A 614-nucleotide genomic window follows, 5' to 3' on the forward strand; every position below is an offset into this window, starting at 1 on the left:
CCTTTGCGATTGGCCAGGGCGGTCAGCAGCATGCTGACCAGGTAGCCAATGCTCTGGGTGTTGCTCGGGTCGGCCAGGGCGTTGATTTTCCGGTGGGCGTTGGCGCCGATGGTTTGCGCGGTATCGGCCACTTCCAGCAGTTTGCGCACGGTCGCATCGGACATGCGCGGGTCGTCGATCAGCAGGGAAATGGCCATGCCCAAAATGCCGGTGGAGGCGACGAACTTTTTCCCGCTCTTGACCGTTTCCGCGATCTTGCGCTGGCCTTCCGGGCTCGCCACCGAGCGGATCATGCTGGCGAAGCTGAGGCAGGTTTGCTTGATCTTGTCGGCGATCTGGCTCAGCAGGCTGGCAAGGCCCTGTTGCAGCGCGGTGGCAAAGTCTTCAATGGCGCCGGGGGCGAGCGCGTTGAGGTTGCTTTCCAGCGCGGTCAGCAAGGCATTGCCAAGGGTGGCTTTGCTGTGGCTGCGCAGCATGTGCAGGGTCGGGCGGATTGCCGCCCGGGCGGCGCCGACGCCGGGGAAGGACATGATGCCGAAGACGTTGATGCCAAAGCTGATCCAGGTAACGACGTCATCCTGATTGCCATCGATCAGGGTAATCAGGTCTGCGAT

Annotated in this window: 1 protein-coding gene; it reads right to left on the minus strand. The window is 62.5% G+C overall.

Annotation, left to right across the window (positions count from 1 at the left end; all coding sequences use genetic code 11):
• Positions 1-614: hypothetical protein (locus tag HU737_RS26080; protein WP_217838552.1), on the minus strand; the 614-nt coding region annotated here is incomplete at both ends.

Source organism: Pseudomonas urmiensis (genome assembly GCF_014268815.2).
In the GTDB taxonomy this organism is placed as follows: Bacteria; Pseudomonadota; Gammaproteobacteria; order Pseudomonadales; family Pseudomonadaceae; genus Aquipseudomonas; species Aquipseudomonas urmiensis.